Source organism: Zunongwangia sp. L-65 (assembly GCF_056859415.1).
In genome coordinates this window covers 34,726-54,093 of sequence record NZ_JBSXOK010000036.1, presented here as the reverse complement: position 1 = coordinate 54,093, position 19,368 = coordinate 34,726, and the positions used below count along the sequence as shown (strand labels likewise).

Sequence of the window (19,368 nt, the reverse complement as noted above, 5' to 3'; positions counted from 1 at the left end):
AAAAACTTCGCCTATAAAATGAAGCTTAATCACTTCTATTGGCTGATATCTTATTTACACTTATGCTGAAAAAATGCTAAGGCACAGGATCGTAACCGCTACCACCCCAGGGATGACAACTAAATATTCGTTTTAAAGCTAACCATCCACCTTTAAAAAGTCCGTGTTTTTGTAATGCTGCAATCGTGTAATTAGAACAGGTGGGGGTATACCTGCAGGTAGCGGGTGTAAGAGGAGAAATAAAATTCTGGTAGCATTTTACCAAAATAATAAATGGATAAATAAGCATTTTTTTAAGCATAGTTATCCATTTATTGATTGTTTGTTTTTAATTGATGGAAAAAGTGGTTCCGTCTTTACCATCTTTTAGCTGGATCCCCATTTCCTGTAATTGATCTCGAATTTTGTCACTTGTAGCGAAATCACGGTTATTTCTGGCTTCCGCTCTAAGTTTTATAAGAAGCTCTACTGCTCCCGAAAGTTTGTCTGAATTATTATCTAAACTTTTCTCGCCGTCGCGTAAGCCTAAAATATCAAATAAGAAATCGTGAAGCACCTGCTTCAGCTCTAACTTATCTTCTGCAGATATCTTTAAGCTTTCTTCTTTTATAGCGTTTATCCATTTTACAGCGTCAAATAATTTTGCAATTAATATAGGGCTGTTAAAATCATCGTTCATGGCGTCGTAGCAAGATTGCTTCCACTCAGCAAGATTAATGGTGCTAGCAGAAGATTCAGGTAGATCATCTATAGATGCGTAGGCTTCCATTAGCCTGTTGAAGCCTTTTTCACTTGCGCTTAGTGCTTCTTTAGAAAAATCTAAAATACTGCGATAATGTGCCTGTAGCATAAAAAAACGTGCTACGTTAGGAGAAAAAGCTTTACCAATTACTTCATTTTTTCCGCTAAAAAGCTCTTCAGGGAGAATATTGTTGCCGGTGCTTTTAGCCATTTTCTTCCCGTTAAGGGTAAGCATGTTGGCGTGCATCCAGTAGTGAACTGGATCTTTACCGGTAGCAGCTTCGCCCTGGGCAATTTCACATTCGTGATGTGGGAATTTTAAGTCCATTCCCCCGCCATGAATATCAAATTCTTCTCCAAGGTATTTGGTGCTCATTACGGTACATTCTAAATGCCATCCCGGGAAACCATCACTCCATGGTGAGGGCCAGCGCATAATATGTTGTGGTTCTGCTTTTTTCCAAAGTGCAAAATCCTGCGGATTTCTTTTATCACTTTGTGCGGCAAGCTCTCTTGTATTTGCAATCATATCTTCGATTGCCCTACCGCTTAATTTACCATAGTGCTTTTCTTCGTTATATTTTAAAACATCAAAATAAACAGAACCATTAGCTTCGTAAGCAAATCCTCTATCGATAATCGTTTTAATGATTTCTATCTGCTCTACAATATGTCCTGTCGCTGTAGGTTCTATACTAGGGGGAAGATTGTTGAATTTCTCCAGGATATTGTGAAAATCTACGGTGTATTTTTGCACCACTTCCATAGGCTCAATCTGTTCAAGTCTTGCTTTTTTAGCAATTCTGTCTTCTCCGGTTTCGGCATCATTTTCCAAATGACCGGCGTCGGTAATATTTCGAACATATCTCACTTTATATCCCAGATGCTTTAGGTATCTAAACACCAGGTCGAAAGAAATAAAAGTGCGACAATTTCCTAAATGAACGTTGCTATATACGGTTGGACCGCAAACATACATTCCAACGTAGCTATCGTTTATAGGTTTGAATACTTCTTTCTCTCCAGAAATTGAATTGTAAATTTTTAGCTGTTGTTCTTCGAAAAGCGCCATAAAGAGCGTAGTTTTAAGAAAGCAAGTTAATTAAAATGTAGTATCTAGCTTAATATAGTCCAAAAATTCTCTACGAACTTCTTTTTGTTTAAAAGCACCGCCAAATTCACTGGTTACGGTACTGCTTTCTATATCTCTTATTCCACGGCTATTTACGCAAAGGTGTTTGGCATCAACAACGCATGCTACATCTTCAGTTCCCAACACTTGCTGAAGTTCCTGTACAATTTGCATGGTCATTCGTTCCTGTACCTGTGGTCTTTTGGCGTAATAATCTACTATTCTGTTCATTTTGGATAAACCTACAACGGTACCATTAGAAATATACGCTACATGTGCTTTTCCAACAATTGGTAGAAGGTGATGTTCGCAGGTAGAATAAACTGTAATATTCTTCTCTACAAGCATCTCACCATATTTGTATTTATTGTCAAAAACCGATGCTTTTGGTTTTCTTTTTGGATCCAGCCCAGAGAAAATCTCATTTACAAACATTTTTGCTACACGTTGAGGCGTACCCTTTAGACTATCGTCGGTAAGATCTAATCCAAGTGTTTGCATAATATGTTCAACATCTTCTCTAATTAGTGCAATCTTATCAGTATCACTAACTTCAAAAGCATCTTTTCTTATAGGTGTTTCTGCACTACTTCCGGCGTGTGCATCACCCATTTCGTCAATTTCATTCAAAACTTTGTCTATTTTCATGCCGTTTTACGCTATAAGTCGTAAAGTATTCATTTAGCTTGCAAAGATACACATTTAATACTTTTAATACTGATTTTCCTGCCTCTTGTCTATTAATGGATTTTTGCATTATATAATTTTATAATTTGCGCGCAATGCGCGCAAACACGTTGAAAACAGGTCTTTTTGTATCCCTTTTTTTGCTGGTTACCACTCTTATTGCACAAGGTTCCCGTTGTGCAGATATTCGTCCTTTTTGTGCGGGTAATGAAGAGCTTGTTTTTGAAAATTCAAATAGGCTGAATAGCGAGGTGGTGGCCGGGGAAAGCGGTCCGGATTATGGGTGCGTAGAGTTTCCCAGGTATCCTTCCTGGTTTTATTTGCAAATAGAAGATTCGGGAGATTTAGAGTTTTTGATTTCTCAAAGCGAAAATGAAGATGGGAGCGGAGAAGCTTTAGATGTTGATTTCGTGATTTGGGGCCCATTTAACGCTTCAGAGGATTATTGTAACAACGAGTTACTGTCTGAAAAAAATCATGTGGATTGTTCATATTCCGAAGATGCTGTAGAAGTGGCTGCGATCAATAATGCTAAAAAAGGTGAGGTCTATGTTTTTTTGCTAACCAACTACAGTGAACTTCCTGGTTTTATCAATTTGAAGCAAACCAATAATGGTAGCAATGCAGGTTCTACAAATTGTGCTATTCTAAACGGAATTTTGGGAGCAGATAAAGTAGTTTGTGGGGAAAACGAAACTATACTTAATGTAGAGGTACAAGGAGCCATAGGCTATCAGTGGTTTGTTTTTGATGAAAATAAAGATGATTTTGTTCAATTAGAGGCTGAAAATAAAGCACAGTTAAAGGTTACCGTAAGTGGTACCTACCGAGTTTTAATCCAGAATGCTGATGGGGATAACACTATAGGAGATAATGTGGAGGTGACTTTTTATGATCGCCCTGTAATTAAGGAGCCTGTGGAAGCCATATTTGTTTGTGAACAGGATAGCCTTATTGATCTAACCATAAAACAAACTGAACTATTATCGCTTAATACCTCTCCGGAATTTTTCAAAGTAGAATATTTTGAGACAGAAGAAGGTGCTCTTAATAACAATAAAATTCCGGATCCTGAAAATTATAGCGTAAGTAGAGAGACAATTTTGGCCCGTATAGTAAATCTTGAATCTGGTTGCATATCAGATATTGCGGCAATTCATTTAGATATTCGGACGCTTCCCGAAACACCTTTGGAGGAAAACTATAGAATTTGCGTGGATGCTTACGGATTATTTAATGATGAGCTTGTACTGGGAAAAGATTTTGGCAAAAGTTATGAGTATTCCTGGTACAATGGAGAGGAGTTAATATCTTCGGAATACGATTTATATTTATATGAAGAGTCTGCTAATCCCAATTACACGTTGGTGTTGACTGAAAAATTTACAGGTTGTGAAGTTCGTTTTTCCACTACTGTTAGTTACGTGTCTGAACCGAATTCGGTAAAAGTAGACATTTTAAAGGGTGATTTTGAAAATAGCTGGACTGTAGAAATTAATGCGTCACGCAATATTGGGCATTCCTCGGAATTTGAGTACAGCCTGGATAATGGGGCCTATACATCCGATCCTGTTTTTCGTAATATCCAGCGAGGAGTTCATGAATTACAAATTCGGGAAGCAGGCGGTTGTGGAGGAGTTGTTGTAAAAGAGTTTACAGTTGTAGGCTATGATTTTTTCTTTACTCCTAATGGAGATGGTTATAACGATCGTTGGTCAGTAACGCAGGATGCGGATTATAAGGTGCTTAAGATTAGGGTTTTTGATCGTAATGGTGTTTTTTTAAAGAATATAGACCCGGATGGAGAAGGTTGGGATGGGCTTATGAATGGTAAACTTTTGCCTGAAGATGATTATTGGTTCAATTTGGAATATGTGAACTTTAAAACAAGTAGCAGGCACAATTTTAGTGCTCATTTTAGTTTAATAAAATAAAAAAGCCTAATGAATTGAAATTCTTCAGTTATTAGGCTTTTCTGTAAATCGCGAGATTTACTCGATAAATCGAGATTTTTAATTCCTTATTAAGGCTATGATTTTCTTAGATTTTTACCAATCGTAGAAAAATATTATTTGCTGTTTAATGTTATGGTTAAAAACTATCTGGCTGCTATTATAATCCAAAGCTTAGCGAAAACACGAGGCTAGAAAATTCCCTGTCGATAGCCGCAGTATTTGTTAAACCAACCTGATAAAGGGATCTGCTCTCAGAGTACTGGGTGTTAGTATAAGCTGCGTCGATTTTAAAGGCACCAAAACTATAACCAATTCCTGCAGAGTATCCATCTAAATCGCTCATAGTAACCCCGTCTTTGTATGGACTTTCCTCGTAACGGTATCCTCCCCTTAAGCTCCAGTTATCAATTCTGTACTCTCCTCCAACCTTAATGCTGGATGCTCCTTTTAAGTTTTCAGCGATAATATTGTTTTGTATGATGAAATCTGCATCATCAGTAGGTTGAAATTCAGTGTTTCCGTAATCTTTATAGCTGTAATCCAGGCTAATTAAGCCTTGTCCACCAAGCACAAGTGCAGCACTTCCGGTTATTTTCCCAGAGGTTCTAAGTTTGTATTCAGGATAAACATTAATAACATCTGGATTTACAATAACGCTTTCATCGTATACATCACTATACGTTCTTAAAGATTGAGAAGCCTCTTCTCTAATATTGTACCAGGTTGGGGTGTCGTAAGTAGCTCCTATTCTAAACTGATCGGTGATCTTATAAATTCCACCAATCTGAGCAGAAAAGCCATCCCCATCAGTACTTAGTGAATTTACAAATGAAATTTCATTTGTTTCACTACCTGTATTTGCGTTGCTTTCAAAATATCTGGTAGTACGGTCATAATTAATGAAATGGCTATTTAAGTTAATCCCCAGGTATAATTTTTTTTGAAATTCAGCAGCGAAGTTAAAAGAGATTTTACCGTTAAGCCCTGTAGAAATATAATTATAACTATTTTGAAATTGTCCGGGAGATAGTGACGAGTAGTATTTAGTATTTTCAATATCATCACTTTCTGGATTAATGATAAATCCCTGATATCCTAAGAGTGCTTGTTGGGCGCCATATCCTTCGTTTTCTCCAAGATAGGCATAAAGGTCGTCGATGCTTTCATCATCATATGGGATTAAAAGATCTAGAGGAACCCCTTGGGCATAACTTAGAAAATATTGATCAATTGAATTATTACTTAATCCTGCAGCTTTAAAGGAATCATCAAAATTATTTTCTTCAGCATAATTAACACCAAAACTAAATTTAGTAAACTCGCTATCACCATTAGAGTTAAATATTAATGCTATACCGGCCTGATTTAAATTAAAATCACTGTGCTCTGCATTATTAATACCAGAGAAGTAAGTAGTAGTATTTTCTTTGGATATATCACTAAAGGTTAATGTTGCGGCACTATTTATAAATACTGCTGAGCTGGCAGGATTAATACTAATGGCTGAAATATCGCCGCCAAGGGCACCAAAGGCTCCACTCATAGCCTGAAACCTGGCCGTACCCTTTAGATCGGTATGAGAATACCTGAAGGCATCGGTTATATCCTGAGCTTTCAAATCACAGAATGTAATGATTGCCAGTAAAGTGAAAGTTAAAATCTTTTTCATAATTAGGTGTTATATTCAATTTTAGGCAATAAAATACCTTACAGTGTTTCCGCTGTAAGGTATTTATATGTAAGTTTATTCTAGCCTCTTCCTCCTCGGCCACCGCGGGAACTGCCTCCTCCAGATGATCTACTGCCTCCTGATGATCTGCTACTTCCAGAAGAACTTCTTCCTACAGAGCCAGAACTTCTTGAAGGAGAAGATGTTCTAACAGAAGATCGCGTTGGTGTTGTTGATCTCGATCTGCTGGGCTGATAAGTAGAATTATCTGAAGATCTGCCTATGGAAGATCTGGAACCGGAGTTGTTACTTCTGTTATAAGAAGTTGAACTTCTCCTGTTAGATCGTGAGTAAACATTAGTATTTTCTCTATCGGTAACACGATTTCGTGTAGATGTAGATCTGCTGCTTCTCGAATTACTATCTATATTTCTTATATCTCTAATTCTTCTGGAATATGAAGAGTTACTTCTTGCTCTTGTAGTAGCGTCATTTCTACGGCTGGATACATTAGAATAAGAACTTCTGGAATTACGTCGAGAATTGGTGTATGAATATGTTGGCTGATAATAATTATGGTAATTATTAGCATAATAACCACCGTAATAACCACGGTTCCATCTTCCGTAATACCATGGGGAAAATCCACCCCAGCCATAGCCATAAGCCCATCCAGCACCGTAGAGGGGAGCGCCCCAGCCTATGCCCCAGCTACCCCAGTATGGGTTTGCAAAATAAGGATCATAGAAACCGTTCCAGCCGCCCCAGCCAAAGCCGCCCCATCCGTATCCCATTGCAAAGTATGGGTTGTAAAATCCTCTACCCCATGCGCCTCCGTAGTTGTAGATGTTTATGGTAGTATCGTCTGGATCACCCTGACCCCAAGGAGCGTAGGAGCCGTTGTAGGCCATTGTTCCTTCTTCGTTATACATTTCTTCATCTTCAGGATATCCCGAATTAGAGGAGTAAGAATCAATATCTGTAAATACTACATCTTGCTGCATCGCGTTTTCTAACATTGCAGACTGCTGTGCGAACGCATTTTTGTAGTAAGAGTTAGCTTCTTTAAGTTTTTCCTCTCGCTGCTCATTAGCATTTTGAGGTCTCTCATAACCGGTACGTGGACGATCTACAGTTCTGGAAGATTCACCATAGATACCATCGTTGTACCCTGAATATTGGTAAGAACCACATGATGCTAATAATAGCAATAACACAGGTGTTATTAAAAATGAAGTTCTGTGAAGTAAATTATCATTGCGTATCATTAGCTTGTTTTTTAATTGTTGAACATTACAAATTTAGTTAGTTTTGCGCTAACAAAATAAGTCTATATTGTGTTTCTTTAAAATACAATATTTATGCCAAAAAACAATAATGGGTAAGAATTTAACTAGCAGAGAACAAGACTATTCTAAATGGTATAACGAGCTTGTCGTAAAAGCCGATCTTGCTGAGAATTCAGCAGTTAGAGGGTGTATGGTTATCAAACCTTATGGTTACGCCATATGGGAAAAGATGCAGGCCGAATTAGATAGAATGTTTAAAGAAACCGGGCATCAAAATGCCTATTTCCCGCTGTTTGTGCCTAAAAGCCTTTTTGAAGCCGAAGAGAAAAATGCAGAAGGTTTTGCAAAAGAATGTGCGGTAGTAACCCATTACCGACTAAAAACCGATGAGGAAAATAAGGGAAAACTTATTGTGGACCCTGCAGCAAAATTAGAGGAAGAGCTGGTGGTAAGACCCACCTCTGAAGCAGTTATTTGGAATACTTATAAAAACTGGATACAATCGTACAGGGATTTGCCAATTCTTATTAATCAATGGGCAAACGTAGTACGTTGGGAAATGAGAACAAGATTGTTTCTTAGAACCTCTGAGTTTTTATGGCAAGAAGGCCATACTGCGCATGCAACCAGACAGGAAGCCTTGGCTGAAACCATGCAGATGAATGATATTTATGCCGAATTTGTAGAGAATTTTATGGCTACACCGGTTATAAAAGGGGCGAAAACGGAGAATGAACGTTTTGCGGGGGCAGAAGAAACCTATTGTATTGAGGCTTTAATGCAAGATGGTAAAGCTTTACAAGCGGGAACTTCTCATTTTTTAGGTCAGAATTTTGCAAAAGCTTTTGATGTAAAGTTTGCAACCAAAGAAGGAGGCTTAGAGCATGTTTGGGCAACGTCATGGGGTGTTTCCACTCGTTTAATGGGAGCGCTTGTAATGACGCATAGCGATGATAAAGGTTTGGTGTTGCCTCCAAAATTAGCGCCAATTCAAGTAGTGATCGTTCCTATATATAGGAGTGAAGAGCAGTTAGACCAAATTTCTGATGTAGCTAACGGCTTGGTAAAAGATTTAAGAGCTAAGGGTATTTCAGTAAAATTTGATAATAGGGATACGCACAAACCTGGATGGAAGTTTGCCCAGTATGAGCTGCAAGGTGTGCCGGTTCGATTAGCTATTGGTCCAAAAGATATTGAAAAAGGAACGGTAGAACTTGCCAGAAGGGATACGCTTACCAAAGAGTTTGTTGAAATGGATGGCGTAGTAGAAAAAGTAGTGGCTTTAATGGAGGAAATCCAGGAAACTTTATATCATAAAGCCAAGAACTTTAGAGATGAGCATATTACTAAAGTAGATAGTTTTGATGAGTTTAAAGCCATTTTAAAGAAAAAGGGAGGTTTTATATCGGCGCATTGGGACGGTACGCCAGAAACCGAAAATAGAATTAAAGAATTAACTAAAGCTACTATTAGATGTGTTCCATTTGATCGTAAAGAAGAGGAGGGAACCTGTGTTTTAACAGGTAAACCATCTAGCGGTAGAGTGCTATTTGCGAAGGCGTATTAATTTTTTTCAATTTTTTTTCGCGAACTCTTGTGGCATTCAAAAATAGTTGTATTTTTGCATCCGCAATTGAAACAAAAAATTGTTGGTCCGTTCGTCTAGGGGTTAGGACGCCAGGTTTTCATCCTGGTAACAGGGGTTCGATTCCCCTACGGACTACTAAAAACACAAGTAGTTTGTGTTGTCGAGAAGCCTTAATTGGCATGAAATTTTAATAATATTTGGTCCGTTCGTCTAGGGGTTAGGACGCCAGGTTTTCATCCTGGTAACAGGGGTTCGATTCCCCTACGGACTACTTTTAAAGAATTAATTAAATTATCTGTAATGGCAAATCATAAGTCAGCGTTAAAGAGAATCCGTAGCAACGAGGCTAAAAGGCTTAGAAATCGCTATCAACATAAAACAACAAGAAACGCTATTAAAAAATTGCGTGACACTGAAGATAAGAAAGAGGCAGAGACTCTTTATCCTTCTGTAGTTTCTATGATTGATAAGTTGGCTAAAAAGAACATTATACACACCAATAAGGCTTCTAACTTAAAGTCTAAGCTCGCTAAGCACGTAGCTGCACTTTAATTTAGAGTTTATAAGTGTTCAATTTATAGAGGAATGCTCTCTACTTTAGGGAGCATTTTTTTATTGTTCGGCTTTTAGTAAAAAATAAAGCTCCTTCATGTAGATTGAAGGAGCTTTTCATATTTCCAGTGATTTCTGTTTTAAAATACAGATAAGCCTGTTAGGGTCGTAAGTCTTTCCAGCGCTTTCATTCCTAATTCAGAATTTCCTTTCTTATTTAAAACAGGACTCCAGACTGCTACTGAATATTGTTGAGGATGAATAGCAGCAATACCACCACCAACACCACTTTTCCCGGGTAGGCCAACTTCAAAACTAAACTCGCCGGATTCATCATAAAATCCGCAGGTTTGCATTAGCGCATTTAAACGCTTTACCGTGCTTGGGTTTAATATTTGTGCGCCAGAATGTAGAATTTCGCCTTTATTGGCATAGAGCATAAATGCTTTAGCCAAAGATTTGCAGGACATGGCTATAGAGCAGGAATAGAAATAAAAATCAATAATTTCCTCTACATCACATTTAATATTGCCTAAAGCTTTCATATAATTCACTAAAGCTATATTTCGGTATCCTGATGAAAGCTCTGATTGCGCAACACTTTCATCATAATCAATATCCTCTTCTCCGGTGATTTTCCTAACAAATTCCAGCAATTCTTTTTTAGGATTATCTAAAACATCAACAAGAATATCTGAAATCACCAAAGCACCAGAATTTATAAATGGATTTCTGGGAATACCACGGTCTTGCTCCAATTGCATTAACGAATTAAAAGGATTGCCTGATGGTTCTACATGAACGCGTTCCCAAACCTTGGTGCCTAAGTTTTTTATAGCTAAGGAAAGTGTAAAGACCTTACTGATAGATTGTATCGAAAACTTCTCTTCGTGATCACCAAATCCATAAAATTCGTTTTCATTCCGATATAAATGCATTCCGAATTTTTTAGGATCCACTCGGGCAAGTTCAGGAATGTATGATGCAACTTTTCCCTTTACATCGCGATAACTCATTTCTTCCTGAATGGTGTTTAGTATTTCGTGATAATCTATCATCAGTTAAGATTGGTTAAATTGGTTCCTGTTGCCGCTTCGTAGGCATCTTTATTGCATTTAAATATTCTGGCAGAAGGAGTTCCTCTTAAAATTACTTCATTTTTATTTAGTTCCAGCCAGCTGCCCTCTCGTAAACCTACAACAGGCTGGCTGTTAAAATGATGAAACTCTTTAATACGTGTTTCTCTTGTTTCTCCCTTATGCGTAGAATTTACATCGGGATCTAAATAATGCGGATTGATATTAAAAGGAATTAAGCCTAAAGTTTTAAAAGATTTAGGAAGAACTATAGGCATGTCGTTTGTAGTGCCCATGGTGAGTCCACCAATATTTGTGCCGGCACTGGTTCCTAAATAAGGAGTGCCGTTTAGTATTACATTCTTTAGAATATCGATCAATCCATTTCTGTACAATTCACTTACCAGCAAGAAAGTATTGCCGCCACCGGTAAAGATTCCTTCAGCATTTTGTATTGCTTTAACCGCATCTTCAAATTCATGGATACCCCTTAGGCTAAGGTTAGCTTTTTTGAAAGCTTCTTTCGCTTTTAGTGTGTACTCATCATGAGAAATACCACCCGGTCTTGCGTAAGGTATAAATAAAACCTCCTTGTCATTTCCATAAAGATCAGTAAGATGTGGTATTAAGTATTCCAGATAGCCCTCGCCGTGCAGCGTAGAAGTACTTGCTAATATCGCTTTCATCATTTTCATTATTTTTTGGTAAAAGTAGCTAGAAAACTGACTTTTAACAAAAGTTTACGCTGTGTATATAGCTAATTTTAGGTTAAGAATGGTTATTTTAATGCTATAAATTATTGCTATGTACCGTACACTCTTTTTCCTTTTTTTATTTGTTTCAGCAACTGGTTTTGCTCAAAATGCTAACGTGCAACTCGATGGTCAAATAACAGTGCCCGAGGGAGATGATCCGGATGGAATTACAATCTTTAATGAGGCCAATAGTAAAGGGACAATTTCTAATGAAAAAGGAGAATTTAAGATTAATGCCCGTTTAAATGACCGAATTGTTTTTTCTTCACTTCAATTTGAGCAGTTTTCCGTAAGAATTACTAAAGATATTTTAGCTTCTAAAATGCTGAATGTTTCTATTAATATAGCACTAAACAAACTTCCTGAAGTACGGGTTTCTGCCGGAACATTATCGGGCTCAATAAACGTAGATGTAAACCGAATAAAAGTTACTCCTGCACAAATCCCAAATATGAATGTTTCAATGCTAGAAACTCCTAAGGTAAAATCACCGGAGTCTTATCCTGTTCGGAATCAGGCACAGTTGTCCAGTCAAACATACATGGTAAACGGTCTAAACCTTATCAATGTTTTCAAGCTGGTAACAGGAAAATACGGTAAAGAAAAAGAAGATTACAGAGCAATACCTTATGCACAGCTAGATGATGAAATCAAGCAAATGTATAGTAATGATTTCTTTAAAGAAACATTAGATCTGGAAGCTAATCAGGTAAATGATTTTATATTTTTCGCTGCCGATAATGGATTAAACGGGCAAATGCTTTCTGAAGAAAACGAACTAGATATCATTCAGTTTTTAATCGAGCAACGCAAAGCTTACCAAGCGCATTTGGATGCGAGAGTAGAAACTTTAGATTGATATTTGTTGATTTCGGTATAATTTTTTTAGACATTTAAAGTTATAGTATTTGGAGATTTACTGGATGTTGTTTTGGAGAATGCTAGGCTGGGGTAAGTTTTCGTAGTTAGTTTTCATCAATCAATGATCCTTTGCGAATTAAAATTTTCTTATCGTCTATTTTAGTTATGCCAGCTATCAGTTTTTCACAATCTAAGGTGATTGAAGGAAAAATTGTAGCTGATTCTTTAGATGGGAGCTTAATTAATATCATAAATATATCCTCAGGTAGAGGAACCACCAGTGATAAATCTGGAAGTTTTATGATTTCGGCTTCCGTGATGGATACCATCTTATTTTCTTCAGTCCAGTATAAAAAGAAAGAAGTGGTAGTAACTTCTTCGACTTACGAACAAGCTTTTTTTACAGTTCATCTTCAGGCGGCCATCAATCAATTAGATGAAGTTAAATTGCCCAATCTCTCAGGGAATTTAGCTGCAGATATCAAATCGATGCCTATTAACGATAAATATGCGCTAAATGCACCTATGTCTTTAAAAATGCCGCTTCGGCAAGAAGAAAAATTATTGTATACCGCGACTACAGGCCCTGGTGGTATGCGTTTAAAATGGTATAGTGCTTTATTTGGTATAGTTCCGTTAGATCCTATTATCAATGGATTAAGTGGAAGAACAAAAATGCTTAAAAGCTTAAATGAGCGTGTGTTAGATCAGAATATATTGGAAACTGAGTTAGATTTAAGAAGAAGCTTTCTACTCGATAAATGCCATTTAACCGAAGAACAATTATACCTTTTTATAAATTATTGCTTTGTTCAATCTGAATTTAAAGAATTGCGCAACGATCCCGATAAGCTTCAGCTGTTGGAGTTTTATAAGCGAGAATCGGTTAAGTTCCTTAAATTATTAACGCAGCAACGCACAGAGATCCAAATCGATTCTGTTCATTAAAATAAAATTTAGTGCAAAAACCTTTTTTCGTAGTTATTTTTTTGTTTTTAAGCATGATCTTAAAAGCCCAGCAACCGGTAGAACTGGAAGGTAAAATCCTGGCCGATAGTTTAGAATATACTTTTATAAACATCATCAATATAAGTTCTCATGTTGGTACGACCAACGATCCAGACGGCCATTTTGTTGTTAAGGTAAAAGAAAGTGATACGTTGCAATTTTCATCAGTTCAGTATCAAAAGAAAGAGGTTGTGATCACTAAGGCTATTTTGAATGCGAAGTTTTTAGAAGTCTTTTTATTGCCTGGCGTTAATCAGTTAGACGAAGTCTATCTCTTCGATTCAAAACTAATTGGAAATCTGGAAAAGGATTTTACCAAGATCGATTTTTATGATAAATACCAATTAAATGCCCCACAATTAAAACAGGATATTCCTTCTTTAATCGACAGAAAATTAGCGGCCACGGGTGGTGATCCGTCTAACCTTCTTTTAAATACCATTACAGGAGAACGGCAAAAAGTAAAAAAGATAAAGGCGAATATGGTTTATGATGATCGTGTAGAAAAGGCTTTGGAATTAATTGCGCCAGATAATATTCTTAAAATGGGAATTCAGGAGGACGAATTAATGTTGTTTATCTATTTCTGTGCAGAGGATGAACTATTCAATTTGTACGTAGATCGGGAAAGCAAAGGACCTCTTTTTGAGTTTTTTCAGCATAAAGTAAAATCGTGGAAGAAAAGAAAAAGTTAGTAATGCGATATTGGATATTTTTGGTGATAATTTTTTTCAATATTTCCTTAGGATTTTCTCAGGAGCGTGAAGAGCTTTTAGGGAAAATCACTAACGATTCCATAGGAGAAACCTTTATAAATATTGTAAATATTACGGCAGAAACAGGGACCGTAAACGAGCCCGATGGCCGATTTGGTATTTTGGTGAGAGAGAACGACAGTATTTTATTTTCTTCAGTGCAATTTCAAAAAGAATACATTCTTATTACAAGAGAAATTTTAAATGAAGGCTTCCTGGAAGTCACTTTAACCGAAGAAATCAATCAACTAGAGAATGTTTATCTAAGTGATGTAAAACTTATTGGTGATCTGGAAAGTGATATTAAACACATGAAGGTAAAACCGCTAATGTTTATACCGCCGCCGCGAAAAAAACTAAGCATGGCGCAACGAAAAATGGGCTCTTACGGGGGAGGTTTAGGAATGCTTATCGGGATGATAAATGGCGATTTAAAATATCTAAAAAAAGCCCAGGGAAATTACGAATTACAGGCAGAGGCGCAGCAATTATTAGAGACAATACCAAAATCGATATTTACTGAAGATTTTGGCCTGGAAGAGTGGGAAATTATCAATTTCATGTTTTACTGCGCGCGTAAAAGCGATTCACAACTTCAGCAATTAGTCGCTAAAGATGAAACTTTAAAACTTATCGATTATTTTAAAGCCGAAGCTGAAGCTTTTAAAACCATAAGTCGTAAAGGGGATGTGCCAGAACTAGAAAATCAGAATCGATAATTATCACCTCGTCTCCTAAAAAGTCCTTTAAATTGCTGAACTTCGTATTTTGGACTAGTATTTGTTATTTCTGAAATAAATTTTTAAAATGAAAAAAGCCGTTCTTCTAATATTGGTTGTTTTTGCAAGTCTTTCTTTTAAAACTATTGCACATAAATTTTATTTAAGTGTTACGGAGATTGAGTATAAAAAGGAGAAAAAAGACCTTCAAATTGTTTCAAAAGTGTTTATAGACGACTTTAAAAATGTTTTAGAAAAACGATACGGAGAAACCATCACCTTATCTAAAGAAGCTGAAGTCGGCCCGGTAAATCCATTAATTCAGAAATATTTATCCGCCAAATTTAAAATATCGGTAGACGGCAAGCCGGTATCCCTAAATTATCTTGGTAAAAAGTATGATAAAGACCAGCTTATCTTATTTATTGAAGCTGAAAATCTTGAACCCTTTAAAGAAATAAGCATCACAAATGCGGTACTTACCGATATGTTCGATGATCAAAAAAATGTGGTTAATGTTAAAATAGGAAAAGAGGTAAAAAGCCTTATGCTTCGCAGAGATACTGAAACCAATGTGTTAAATTTCGGTGATTGGTTCTAAAACCGGTAATAAATTATTTATTTTTAACAATATTTAATAAATCGATCCTACATGAAGACAGTCAAACTATTATGTACTGCGTTTTTAATGTTTGTTATAGCGGGAGTGAACGCCCAGGAGCAACAACAAGAATCCCAAAAACCGCAAGGACATACTAATCAAAACAAATTTAGACAATTATACCAGGAATTTAGAGATCCAAGTATGTACCGTACAGCCTCTGGAGCACCTGGAGAGGCGTATTATCAAAATGAAGCCGATTATAAGATGGATATCGTCTTAGATGATGAAAACACCAGGCTTAGCGGTGAAGAGACGATAACTTACCACAATAATTCAAAAAATAAATTGGAGTATTTATGGATGCAGTTAGATCAAAACATTCGTAAGAAAGATGCTCCGGCCTTAGAGAAAGGATCAAGTGGAATGTCTCCTGCTTCTACGGCATCTCGTTTTGCCGATCAATATTTAAAAGAACCATTTGATGGAGGTTTTAATATAGAAGAAGTAAAAGCGGGTGGTGATAAACTTTCTTATACCATTAATAATACCATGATGCGTATTGATCTTCCTGAACCTTTAGAGGCAGGAGAGAGTTTTACATTTAGTGTAAAATGGTGGTATAATATCAATAATCATATTGTAGATAGAGCAAGATCCGGCTACGAGCAGTTTGAAGACGGGCATAGGGCTTATGAGATCGCTCAGTTTTTTCCAAGAATGGCTGTTTACAACGATGTTGAAGGATGGCAGAATATGCAATTTTGGGGAAGCGGTGAGTTTGCTCTTCCTTTTGGAGACTATGAGGTGAGTATTACGGTTCCTGCAGATCACGTTATGGAAGCTACCGGAGTGCTTCAAAACCGTGATGATGTGTATACAAAAGATATGATGAAGCGCTATAAAAAAGCGCAAAAATCTTATGATGAACCGGTAGTTATCAGAACTCAGGAAGAGGCAGTAGAAGCTTCTAAAGACTTTGAGAGAAAAACAAAAACCTGGGAATACAAAGCCGAAATGGTTAGGGATTTTGCTTTTGCAACGTCAAGAAGATTTATCCTGGATATGATGGCGGTTAAAATGAACGATGACAGTGATGTTATGGCGGTATCTATTTATCCAAAGGAAGGAAATCCACTTTGGGAAAAATGGTCAACGAGGGTAGTAGCTTCTACCTTGCAAAGTTACTCAGATCATACCTTTATTTATCCTTATCATAAAGCCGTTTCTGTACATGCTAAAAATCAGGGGATGGAATATCCCATGATTTGCTGGAACTATGGTCGTCCAGATGAAAATGGAGAATATAGTGATCGTGTGAAATTTGGAATGATGGGAGTAATCATACATGAGGTTGGTCACAACTTTTTTCCTATGATCGTTAATAGTGACGAACGCCAATGGGGATGGATGGACGAAGGGATTAATACTTTTGTACAATATCTTGCCGAGCAGGAATTTGGAGAACGCTATCCAGAAGCTATAGAAGGTTACGATACTTATCCTTCACGTCGTGGTATCCCAGCAAATATAGTTCCTTACATGAGGGGAAATCAAGATTTTATTGCTCCGATTATGGCAAATCCAGAGGAAGTTTATCAATTAGGAAATAATGCCTACGGTAAGCCGGCAACAGCTCTTAATATCCTAAGGGAAACGGTAATGGGGCGTGAGCTTTTTGATCATGCATTCCATACCTATGCACAACGATGGATGTTTAAACATCCAACTCCAGAGGACTTCTTTAGAACAATGGAAGATGCTTCTGCAGTAGATTTAGATTGGTTTTGGAGAGGTTGGTTTTACACTACAGATTATACAGATATAGGTGTAGAAGATGTGAAAAAATATTACGTAACCGATAAGCAAACTGAAAAAGGCCGTGAACTTTTAGAACGTTATGGCGCAAATCCAGATGAAGTAGACGCTATTTATGTTGTAGAAGAAGGTGATAAAGAATTTGAAAAAAGTATGAAAGGAAAATCTATACTTGAAAATTCTAAAAAACTCAACGAGTATGTAATGGATAATTTTTCTTCTGAAGAAAGAAATAACTTAAAAGTGCCTAAATACTTTTATCAGGTAACATTTAATAAACCAGGTGGATTAGTAATGCCTTTGATTGTAGAATTTACTTATGATGATGGTTCTACTGAAATGAAAAAATATCCTGTACAGGTTTGGATGAAGAACGATAATACCGTAACTAAAACTATTGCTTCTAATAAAGAAATCACGAAGGTAGTGGTAGATCCCGATTTAGAAACAGCAGATGTTGATTTAAGTAATAACAGCTGGCCAAAAGAAGAAACTCCTAATGAGTTTGAACAATTTAAAAACAATACGGACGGATAGTCTAAAAAAGTTGATAAATTTTTAAGCCGACTTTAACGGGTCGGCTTTTTTTATGCTGATATTTGTATCTATATTTGTTATTATTATGGTGACTACACTTCCGTTTTTTATTAGTGGCGCAGAGATTGGTTTTATCATCTTTATCTTAGTGATGGTTTTTGGAGCAGATAAGATTCCGGAAATCGCACGTGGGATGGGTAAAGGCATGAGAATGCTTAGAAATGCCTCAGATGACATTAAAAATGAGATCACTAAAAGCGCAGATAAACAAGGTATCGATACCAAAAGCATCACTAAAGATGTAAAAGGTGAAATTGATAAGGTAAAAGAAGATATCGATGAAATTACCGGTTCTGTAAAACGTAAATTTTAAATTTTAATTTCTGAATGTTCGAACAACTGAAGCAGTGGGATAGGGAACTTTTTGTGTATCTCAATGGTTTAGGTATCGAAGATTACGATAATTTTTGGATTTGGTTTACTCAGATTCGGCATTGGATACCGCTCTATATTCTCTTCTTTGTTTTATTTTTTCTCGCTTTTCGCAAAAAGAAAGCGATTTATGCGTCTATATTTTTATTAGTTTCCTGGGCAGTAACTTTTGGCCTTACATTTTGGACAAAAAATATAGTAGATAGGTTAAGACCTAATAATAATCCGGAAATCAACGAAATCATAAGAATTCTTCAGGAACCCACAAACTTTAGTTTTTTCTCAGGACACACCTCCTCAGCATTTGTTTTGGTCACCTTTGTAGTGTTGGTTCTTCGTAAAACCTATAAATGGATCTGGGTGCTTTATATTTGGGCTTTTATGCTTTCCCTAAGCCGTATATTCGTAGGTGTTCATTACCCAAGTGATCTCTTTGTGGGAGGATTGGTAGGGGTATTAATGGCCTGGATTTTCTATAAAATCTATCTTAAATACGAAAGTCGGTTTTACTGATTTTTGACCCTGCTTAATGTTAATCCGTCACGAAGTGGTAAAATCACCGTTTCAATTCGCTCATCTTCAGCAAGCATTTTGTTGTATTTTACAAGCGCATTAGTAGAAATATCTTCTTTTTTTACTTCTTCCAGAACTTTGCCACTCCATAAAACATTGTCGGATAATATTAATCCGCCGGGATTCATTTTTTCGATAATGATCTCAAAATAGGTAGGATAATTTGGCTTATCGGCATCGACAAAAACAAGGTCAAATTTCATATCCAATTGCGGGATTATTTGAGTGGCATCCCCCAAATGCTGAATGATCTGATCTTTAAATGCAGATTCCTTAAAATACTTTTGCTGAAAATCGAAAAGCTCCTCGTTAATATCAATGGTATGAAGTTGTCCTTTAGGTTGAAGCCCTTCTGCAAGACAAAGTGCAGAATATCCAGTGTAGGTGCCAATCTCAAGAATATACTTCGGATTTACCAGTTTTGAGATTAAACTTAATAATCTACCCTGGTAATGCCCGCTTAACATCCGTGGTTGTAAAATTTTTTGATGTGTTTCCCTATTTAGTTTTGCTAAATATTCAGGTTCTTTTTCAGAATGATTTTCACAATACTCAATAATATCCTGAGGTAAAAAGTCCATAAAAAATTTTTCAGCAAAAATACTAAAATAAACGGCTTG

Annotated in this window: 19 protein-coding genes and 2 tRNA genes; 13 read left to right on the top strand and 8 right to left on the bottom strand. The window is 36.7% G+C overall.

Annotation, left to right across the window (positions count from 1 at the left end):
- Positions 1-76: 76 nt before the first annotated feature.
- Genes yidD through folE form a run of 3 tightly spaced genes read right to left on the bottom strand, consistent with a single transcriptional unit; the run spans position 77 to position 2,521 of the window.
- The gene (gene yidD, locus AC13DP_RS03220; RefSeq protein WP_013073177.1) at positions 77-301 is read right to left on the bottom strand and encodes a membrane protein insertion efficiency factor YidD; all 225 of its coding nucleotides are present in this window, start codon (positions 299-301) and stop codon (positions 77-79) included.
- 27 nt (positions 302-328) lie between these two features.
- Entirely contained in the window at positions 329-1,813 is a 1,485-nt protein-coding gene (gene cysS, locus AC13DP_RS03215) for a cysteine--tRNA ligase (protein WP_483067302.1), read from the bottom strand.
- 30 nt (positions 1,814-1,843) lie between these two features.
- Positions 1,844-2,521, bottom strand: a complete 678-nt coding sequence (gene folE / locus AC13DP_RS03210; RefSeq protein ID WP_228250361.1) for a GTP cyclohydrolase I FolE — start codon at positions 2,519-2,521, stop codon at positions 1,844-1,846.
- Between the two features lie 134 nt (positions 2,522-2,655).
- On the opposite strand from folE, the gene AC13DP_RS03205 reads away from it, so the two are divergent.
- On the top strand, positions 2,656-4,494 hold the full coding sequence (locus AC13DP_RS03205) for a T9SS type B sorting domain-containing protein (protein WP_483067301.1): 1,839 nt from the start codon (positions 2,656-2,658) through the stop codon (positions 4,492-4,494).
- Positions 4,495-4,672: 178 nt separating this feature from the next.
- On the opposite strand, the gene AC13DP_RS03200 is transcribed toward AC13DP_RS03205, so the two are convergent.
- Positions 4,673-6,184, bottom strand: coding sequence for an OmpP1/FadL family transporter (locus AC13DP_RS03200; RefSeq protein WP_483067300.1), 1,512 nt, complete (start codon positions 6,182-6,184; stop codon positions 4,673-4,675).
- A gap of 80 nt (positions 6,185-6,264) precedes the next feature.
- Entirely contained in the window at positions 6,265-7,452 is a 1,188-nt protein-coding gene (locus tag AC13DP_RS03195) for a hypothetical protein (protein ID WP_228250365.1), read from the bottom strand.
- Positions 7,453-7,561: 109 nt separating this feature from the next.
- On the opposite strand from AC13DP_RS03195, the gene proS reads away from it, so the two are divergent.
- The 4 genes from proS to rpsT all read left to right on the top strand — a co-directional run bounded on the left by proS (position 7,562) and on the right by rpsT (position 9,613).
- Positions 7,562-9,040 carry a proline--tRNA ligase gene (gene proS / locus AC13DP_RS03190; protein WP_483067299.1) on the top strand — a complete coding sequence of 493 codons (1,479 nt, stop codon included), beginning with the start codon at positions 7,562-7,564 and terminating at the stop codon, positions 9,038-9,040.
- Positions 9,041-9,124: 84 nt separating this feature from the next.
- Positions 9,125-9,196, top strand: a tRNA-Glu gene (locus AC13DP_RS03185).
- A 64-nt stretch (positions 9,197-9,260) separates the two neighbouring features.
- A tRNA-Glu gene (locus AC13DP_RS03180) sits at positions 9,261-9,332 on the top strand.
- Positions 9,333-9,361: 29 nt separating this feature from the next.
- Positions 9,362-9,613: a 30S ribosomal protein S20 gene (rpsT, locus tag AC13DP_RS03175; RefSeq protein WP_041580101.1), complete on the top strand. Its 252-nt coding sequence runs from the start codon at positions 9,362-9,364 to the stop codon at positions 9,611-9,613.
- A 140-nt stretch (positions 9,614-9,753) separates the two neighbouring features.
- Here the strand turns inward: rpsT and AC13DP_RS03170 are convergent, their stop codons facing one another.
- Together AC13DP_RS03170 and pepE are read right to left on the bottom strand one after the other, a co-directional pair.
- Positions 9,754-10,668 (bottom strand): glutaminase, encoded by a 915-nt coding sequence (locus AC13DP_RS03170; protein WP_483067310.1) that lies wholly within the window; start codon positions 10,666-10,668, stop codon positions 9,754-9,756.
- Between the two features lie 2 nt (positions 10,669-10,670).
- Complete coding sequence (gene pepE / locus AC13DP_RS03165) at positions 10,671-11,378, bottom strand: dipeptidase PepE (protein WP_041580099.1); 708 nt, start codon at positions 11,376-11,378, stop codon at positions 10,671-10,673.
- A 115-nt stretch (positions 11,379-11,493) separates the two neighbouring features.
- On the opposite strand from pepE, the gene AC13DP_RS03160 reads away from it, so the two are divergent.
- The 8 genes from AC13DP_RS03160 to AC13DP_RS03125 all read left to right on the top strand — a co-directional run bounded on the left by AC13DP_RS03160 (position 11,494) and on the right by AC13DP_RS03125 (position 18,688).
- Entirely contained in the window at positions 11,494-12,303 is an 810-nt protein-coding gene (locus AC13DP_RS03160; RefSeq protein WP_228250368.1) for a carboxypeptidase-like regulatory domain-containing protein, read from the top strand.
- Between the two features lie 167 nt (positions 12,304-12,470).
- Entirely contained in the window at positions 12,471-13,253 is a 783-nt protein-coding gene (locus AC13DP_RS03155; protein ID WP_483067298.1) for a carboxypeptidase-like regulatory domain-containing protein, read from the top strand.
- Between the two features lie 53 nt (positions 13,254-13,306).
- The gene (locus tag AC13DP_RS03150) at positions 13,307-14,008 is read left to right on the top strand and encodes a peptidase associated/transthyretin-like domain-containing protein (RefSeq protein WP_483067297.1); all 702 of its coding nucleotides are present in this window, start codon (positions 13,307-13,309) and stop codon (positions 14,006-14,008) included.
- Complete coding sequence (locus AC13DP_RS03145; RefSeq protein ID WP_228250373.1) at positions 13,987-14,787, top strand: hypothetical protein; 801 nt, start codon at positions 13,987-13,989, stop codon at positions 14,785-14,787. Before AC13DP_RS03150 ends, AC13DP_RS03145 begins: the two co-directional genes overlap by 22 nt.
- An 88-nt stretch (positions 14,788-14,875) precedes the next feature.
- Positions 14,876-15,388 (top strand): DUF6702 family protein, encoded by a 513-nt coding sequence (locus tag AC13DP_RS03140; RefSeq protein WP_347406568.1) that lies wholly within the window; start codon positions 14,876-14,878, stop codon positions 15,386-15,388.
- Positions 15,389-15,439: 51 nt separating this feature from the next.
- Positions 15,440-17,743 carry a M1 family metallopeptidase gene (locus AC13DP_RS03135; protein WP_041579064.1) on the top strand — a complete coding sequence of 768 codons (2,304 nt, stop codon included), beginning with the start codon at positions 15,440-15,442 and terminating at the stop codon, positions 17,741-17,743.
- 85 nt (positions 17,744-17,828) lie between these two features.
- Entirely contained in the window at positions 17,829-18,116 is a 288-nt protein-coding gene (locus tag AC13DP_RS03130; RefSeq protein WP_013073162.1) for a Sec-independent protein translocase subunit TatA/TatB, read from the top strand.
- A 14-nt stretch (positions 18,117-18,130) separates the two neighbouring features.
- Complete coding sequence (locus AC13DP_RS03125; RefSeq protein WP_013073161.1) at positions 18,131-18,688, top strand: phosphatase PAP2 family protein; 558 nt, start codon at positions 18,131-18,133, stop codon at positions 18,686-18,688.
- Here the strand turns inward: AC13DP_RS03125 and AC13DP_RS03120 are convergent.
- A complete protein-coding gene (locus tag AC13DP_RS03120) occupies positions 18,682-19,329 on the bottom strand; it encodes an O-methyltransferase (protein ID WP_228250379.1) in 648 nt (215 codons plus the stop codon). The genes AC13DP_RS03125 and AC13DP_RS03120 overlap by 7 nt on opposite strands.
- Positions 19,330-19,368 lie beyond the last annotated feature (39 nt).

Bases quoted from the DNA above. Each gene is read 5' to 3' on its own strand.
- rpsT (WP_041580101.1), top strand. From the start codon at position 9,362: ATGGCAAATCATAAGTCAGCGTTAAAGAGAATCCGTAGCAACGAGGCT.
- yidD (WP_013073177.1), bottom strand. From the start codon at position 301: ATGCTTAAAAAAATGCTTATTTATCCATTTATTATTTTGGTAAAATGC.
- AC13DP_RS03150 (WP_483067297.1), top strand. From the start codon at position 13,307: ATGATCTTAAAAGCCCAGCAACCGGTAGAACTGGAAGGTAAAATCCTG.
- AC13DP_RS03160 (WP_228250368.1), top strand. From the start codon at position 11,494: ATGTACCGTACACTCTTTTTCCTTTTTTTATTTGTTTCAGCAACTGGT.
- AC13DP_RS03130 (WP_013073162.1), top strand. From the start codon at position 17,829: ATGGTGACTACACTTCCGTTTTTTATTAGTGGCGCAGAGATTGGTTTT.
- cysS (WP_483067302.1), bottom strand. From the start codon at position 1,813: ATGGCGCTTTTCGAAGAACAACAGCTAAAAATTTACAATTCAATTTCT.
- AC13DP_RS03155 (WP_483067298.1), top strand. From the start codon at position 12,471: ATGCCAGCTATCAGTTTTTCACAATCTAAGGTGATTGAAGGAAAAATT.
- AC13DP_RS03195 (WP_228250365.1), bottom strand. From the start codon at position 7,452: ATGATACGCAATGATAATTTACTTCACAGAACTTCATTTTTAATAACA.
- AC13DP_RS03135 (WP_041579064.1), top strand. From the start codon at position 15,440: ATGAAGACAGTCAAACTATTATGTACTGCGTTTTTAATGTTTGTTATA.
- AC13DP_RS03120 (WP_228250379.1), bottom strand. From the start codon at position 19,329: ATGGACTTTTTACCTCAGGATATTATTGAGTATTGTGAAAATCATTCT.
- AC13DP_RS03140 (WP_347406568.1), top strand. From the start codon at position 14,876: ATGAAAAAAGCCGTTCTTCTAATATTGGTTGTTTTTGCAAGTCTTTCT.
- AC13DP_RS03200 (WP_483067300.1), bottom strand. From the start codon at position 6,184: ATGAAAAAGATTTTAACTTTCACTTTACTGGCAATCATTACATTCTGT.
- AC13DP_RS03125 (WP_013073161.1), top strand. From the start codon at position 18,131: ATGTTCGAACAACTGAAGCAGTGGGATAGGGAACTTTTTGTGTATCTC.
- pepE (WP_041580099.1), bottom strand. From the start codon at position 11,378: ATGATGAAAGCGATATTAGCAAGTACTTCTACGCTGCACGGCGAGGGC.
- folE (WP_228250361.1), bottom strand. From the start codon at position 2,521: ATGAAAATAGACAAAGTTTTGAATGAAATTGACGAAATGGGTGATGCA.
- proS (WP_483067299.1), top strand. From the start codon at position 7,562: ATGGGTAAGAATTTAACTAGCAGAGAACAAGACTATTCTAAATGGTAT.
- AC13DP_RS03205 (WP_483067301.1), top strand. From the start codon at position 2,656: ATGCGCGCAAACACGTTGAAAACAGGTCTTTTTGTATCCCTTTTTTTG.